Source organism: Mycoplasma sp. 2575, assembly GCF_053851635.1.
The window spans coordinates 1-1,699 of sequence record NZ_JBSQBB010000024.1 but is presented as its reverse complement, the minus strand read 5'-3'; the positions used below and the strand labels follow the sequence as shown (position 1 = coordinate 1,699).

General features: G+C 27.2%; 2 protein-coding genes. One reads left to right on the top strand and one right to left on the bottom strand.

Annotated elements, in window-relative coordinates; genetic code table 4:
• Positions 1–99: 99 nt before the first annotated feature.
• Positions 100–963 carry a diacylglycerol/lipid kinase family protein gene (locus ACWXVU_RS03180; RefSeq protein ID WP_444704817.1) on the top strand — a complete coding sequence of 288 codons (864 nt, stop codon included), beginning with the start codon at positions 100–102 and terminating at the stop codon, positions 961–963.
• A 112-nt stretch (positions 964–1,075) separates the two neighbouring features.
• Here ACWXVU_RS03180 and ACWXVU_RS03175 read toward each other — a convergent pair whose 3' ends face one another.
• Positions 1,076–1,423, bottom strand: a complete 348-nt coding sequence (locus ACWXVU_RS03175) for a hypothetical protein (RefSeq protein WP_455966167.1) — start codon at positions 1,421–1,423, stop codon at positions 1,076–1,078.
• Positions 1,424–1,699: the final 276 nt, after the last annotated feature.

Here is a 1,699-nt window from a genome sequence, read left to right as displayed (position 1 = left end):
ACCTATAACATTTTACTATATATGTTAGGTGGCTCATTTTTGTTGCAATTTAACGATTTTTAATACTTTTTTCTAATGATATTATTATATAATACTTCCATGCTATACGTTTTATATAACTCATTATCAAAAACAGGTAGAAATCAATCGAAAATATTCAATATTGTTTCCAAAATCGTCAAAATAATGAACGAGGATTCCTTAAAAATTATCAATGTAGCAAGTAGCAATAATAACAATTCCCTGCTAGATCGCCTTACTAACGAGGATAAAATTATAATCATTGGTGGCGATGGTACCCTAACACACATTATTAACACTTTAAAACAATCGTGCGCTAAACCAGAAATATATGCATATAAGGCGGGTACGGGAAATGATTTTGTGCGAAATGTTAAGATCCACCATAAACCAGAAAAAAGATCGCGACATCTTTACAAAATTAATGAGTTTATTGAAAAATTGCCAATAATTAAGTCAGGAAATACATATAGATATTTCTTGAATGGAACTGGTTTTGGAATTGATGCTCTAATTGCTAAAACTGTTAATGAAAAAAAGAAGTCAGGTGCAAGGGGTTCTTTTTTTCGAACAACAATTGAATGTTTAAAAAAATATAAGAGATTAAACAACATAAAGATTACTGTTGATAAAAAAGAGTATTTTTTTAATAACATAAATCTTGTTTCAGTAATGAATGGGCCTTATTATGGCGGAGGAATGAAAATTGCTCCAAATGCTGATATACTATCTGATAAATTATGTGTTATTGTCGTACATGATTTAGCAATTACAAAACTTCTCGGTGCTTTTATGCTAGTCTACTCAGGAATGCATACTGCAATAAAAAACGTTGAACAAATATTTGGCAATGAGATCAAAATCGAAAATATAACCAATGATTTTTCGCAAATTGATGGCGAAATATTTGAAACTGGATCTATTATAGAATTTAAAAAATAATTTTTTTGCTACAGCTTAAACTTTTAGAAGTTTTTATAACCAAAACAAGTTTAAACTACAAAACAATAATTAAAAATATTTGGACAAATATCCAAATATTTTAAAATTTTCATTAAATATTATAAAAAGGCAGGCTAGCAGCTGCAGCTGCGTGTGAGGCGAGACCGAAAATTAATGAAATAATTAAAATTGGTAATATTAATGAAACAACAATACCACCTATCGCCAATCCTTTACCAGATCCTCCAAGATTCTTAGATTGTACAAGACCAACAATACTAAAAGCCAAACCTAATAAAGGAATAAAAAACGCAAAAACCAATCCAAGAATCGCAAAAATATTGTTTTGTGTATTATTCTTTACTTGCTTATTAGAATTGTTAGAAAGATTTGCGCTGCAAATTGGACAAAACTTAACATATTCATCAAAATGCTTATTACATTTTCCACAGAATTTCATATTTTTAATATCCTTTCAATATATAAATATAACATTATTAAATGTTCCATATAAATAATACTATATATATATATATACGAATATCATCTAAAACAGGGCACTTTTTAGCTTTTTCTAGTGATTTTACTATCAAGAAAGCAGTTGTTTATTGAAAGTATTCTATTGATTTATTCCTATGTTTATCATAAAATTTTTATGTTTTAGAAAACAAAAAAACATCTTGAAATATAACAAGATATTTTTTGTTAAAACATTTTTTGTTTTCATTTTGATAAA